We start from the raw sequence: 2,750 nt of genomic DNA, 5'->3' as shown, positions 1-2,750 counted from the left end.
TTGTAGCCCTTTTTGTTTGACATTTTCTAAGGCCTTTTCGAGAACGCCAATGGACTCATCAGACCAATGATAAATCCATGAACCGTCATCCTTGATATCCTTTCCTTTCCATGCTGATGGACCTTCAATTTTTTCTTTAAGAATGACGCTCATTATCTATTCCTCTAAAAAGCCAGATTGTTATTATTTGATGCTGTCTACAACGGATGGTGACTCAACCAACAGGGCCGCATCAAGCCAGATGGGAAGCGTTTAAAATCACTGTAATCATGATTTTGTATAAAAAAAAATACATAATAACTATGCTTAACCATATAAAATAGTTATGGCTTGGGCTTTTGTGCTATTTTGGGAATGCTTGGGCCGATCTGATCTCCGATGAAGCCAGACGCACACCAGCTCAGCACCGCATAACAGGAGTTACTCCGATAACAAGCCATTCGCCTCCGCGTTGAGGGGATGAGCTTTCAGAAAATTGGAAAACTGCTTTCCGTATCATCCTGATACGGCGGGCCGTTGGTAGAAGATATTGAATGCGACACCCAGAGTGGTTCTCGAAGGGGTAACGCCGTTTGAGGCCTATACCGGAGAGCGTGTCGCTCTTGTTACTTGATTGCTACGATGCGACTCCTACAGCGATCTGATATATTCCCCCGCTAGGATAGTTCCCTGATCACAATGTAGGCCGACTCTGTATATGAAACACTCAGCTAAAAAATCAGTACTTAGCTCTTTGCTGCTCACCGTGCTGTTAACCTCGGGTGGCTATGCCAGCGCAGGTGAAAGCCTTAATTTGAAGCAAACCATGAAGCAGATGCGGCTGCAGTATAAAGAAGCGATGGAGAGCCGTTCAGCTGAGAGCTTTAATCAACATATTGATGCATTCAAAACGCACCTCAGCAGCGCACAAACCTATGACTTTTCGCCGGATCGCAAAGTGATATCACTGGAAGGTTTGGGCAAAGTAGAGCGTTTCATCGCTGAGATTCCGCTGGCCACTGAAGATAATCTAGCTGAGCTTCAACAGAAACTCAGTAGCGTTGACGAGCTGCGCAAGGAATACCATAAAAAAGCGAAGCCGGGCACGTTGGAGTTATTGCTCAGTATCTTTAAGTAATCATAAATGGGGGTAGAGAGTGTTTACATGGATTTTTCTTACCCCTGCTTTCTCACCCTTGAAAGACCTCCAACAGATCCGGCTTACGATGCACCCCTAGCTTCTGATACGCCCGTTTCCTGTACGTCACGATACTTGATTCAGCGAGATTGAGTTTGCGGGCGATAGTTTTTGCCGTATGACCCGCCACAATCAGTTCACAAATCTGCGCCTCGCGTTCTGAGAGGCCCGCCGCCAGTAGGTGTTTTGTACCCCACGTCCCTGACGTTCCTCCCGAAAATGACGCAGTAGCAGCGAGCTGATCAATGCACTGCTCTGTTCCAGAAACGTGATCTCCTGCGCATTAAAACCGGCTTCAGCGGAGCGGTAGAAGTTGATGTAGTAGAGACGTCCGCTTTCCTCGTCATTGGCGGCGATGGCGAACTTTTCCTGAATATCCGGCACGTTATAAAAACGGCGTCGATACACGGGGGAGAGGGTTTTGCGCAGCAGCAGTTCACAGGCCGGTTGGGTAGGGTGCTCAGCGGCTTCGGCGGCAAGCTTGGCCAGCAACGGGTCGTTGAGATAATTGCCTTCCATGTAGAGCGAGGCGAGCTGTAAGCCCAGTTCCGGACGCTGGATATTGTGGGCGAGTCGGCAGCGGGGGCTGTCCCAGCTATCGCAGAACTCAAACACCATGTACTGATCAATGCGGGCGATCTTACTCATTAAGCTGAAGAAACGCGGATAAAAGCGTTCGTAGCCGATCGCTTCGATGGTCGCGGCCATGGGCAGGTTGATCTGGTCGAAGAGCGTGTCAGCCGTCATAGGGTTATCCGTTATCGATTATGTGTTATCCGCTGTCCGTGATATGCGGGTATCAACGATGGAATCAGTATCTCTTAGCCTAGCTAATTTTTTGTCACATTTTTAGGGGGATAAACGCTTTCGCTCAGAGGCATAGGCTGAATAGGACAATAACAACTGCATCAACGACGGGCGGTTTTGATCTGCCCATGTGAGGAGTCCTGCTCATGCATTTCCCCGATAGCTCGCCACGAGCATCACTGTATTACGATTATCAGATCTATCCATTTCGTCGCCCGCCGGAGCTGAGCGGTGACACCCTCCAGCATAAGGTGGTGATTATAGGTGCCGGTCCGGTAGGGCTGGTCACGGCGTTGGACCTTGCCCGTTATGGTATCCCGTCTGTATTGATTGAAGCCGATGTTCAGGTATCACAGGGCAGCCGCGCCATTGTATTTACCCGCCGTTCGATGGAGATATTGCAGCAGGTTGGGGTGACGGACCGGATGTTGGAGAAAGTCCTGCCGTGGCGTTGTGGTAACTCGTTCTATCGGGGGGAGCGGGTGTTCCGTATGGAAGCGCCTTACGATGAAGATGATCGCTTCCAGCCGATGAACAACCTGCAACAGCAATATCTGGAGGAGTATCTGGTTGATCAGGTACTGGCCGAACCTTTGGTGGATCTGCGCTGGGGGACTAAGGTCATTGGGATTGATAATCAACCTTCTGGCGTGCAGCTGACACTGGATACGCCGGAAGGTGAGTATCAGTTACACAGTGACTGGCTAGTTGCCGCAGACGGTGCGAAATCGACTATTCGCGGCATGCTGGGGCCGCGTATGGAGGG

4 protein-coding genes are annotated in these 2,750 nt (G+C 50.0%); 2 read left to right on the top strand and 2 right to left on the bottom strand.

Annotated elements, in window-relative coordinates; all coding sequences use genetic code 11:
• Positions 1-697: 697 nt before the first annotated feature.
• A complete protein-coding gene (locus tag ABYW01_RS18730; protein ID WP_372835801.1) occupies positions 698-1,117 on the top strand; it encodes a cytochrome b562 in 420 nt (139 codons plus the stop codon).
• A 52-nt stretch (positions 1,118-1,169) separates the two neighbouring features.
• Here the strand turns inward: ABYW01_RS18730 and ABYW01_RS18725 are convergent, their stop codons facing one another.
• Both ABYW01_RS18725 and ABYW01_RS18720 read right to left on the bottom strand, forming a co-directional pair.
• The gene (locus tag ABYW01_RS18725) at positions 1,170-1,307 is read right to left on the bottom strand and encodes a LuxR C-terminal-related transcriptional regulator (protein WP_372835799.1); all 138 of its coding nucleotides are present in this window, start codon (positions 1,305-1,307) and stop codon (positions 1,170-1,172) included.
• Between the two features lie 2 nt (positions 1,308-1,309).
• Complete coding sequence (locus ABYW01_RS18720) at positions 1,310-1,924, bottom strand: hypothetical protein (RefSeq protein WP_372835798.1); 615 nt, start codon at positions 1,922-1,924, stop codon at positions 1,310-1,312.
• Positions 1,925-2,130: 206 nt separating this feature from the next.
• On the opposite strand from ABYW01_RS18720, the gene ABYW01_RS18715 reads away from it, so the two are divergent.
• Positions 2,131-2,750: FAD-dependent monooxygenase (locus ABYW01_RS18715; protein ID WP_372835796.1), on the top strand; the 620-nt coding region annotated here is incomplete at its 3' end.

Origin of the sequence: Pontibacterium sp. (genome assembly GCF_041587635.1) — a bacterium.
In the GTDB taxonomy this organism is placed as follows: Bacteria; Pseudomonadota; Gammaproteobacteria; order Pseudomonadales; family Balneatricaceae; genus Pontibacterium.
This window is presented reverse-complemented; position numbering and strand designations above follow the sequence as displayed.

What these genes read in the sequence shown, in the direction of transcription:
- ABYW01_RS18730 (WP_372835801.1), top strand. Translation starts at nt 698, where the DNA reads ATGAAACACTCAGCTAAAAAATCAGTACTTAGCTCTTTGCTGCTCACC.
- ABYW01_RS18720 (WP_372835798.1), bottom strand. Translation starts at nt 1,924, where the DNA reads ATGACGGCTGACACGCTCTTCGACCAGATCAACCTGCCCATGGCCGCG.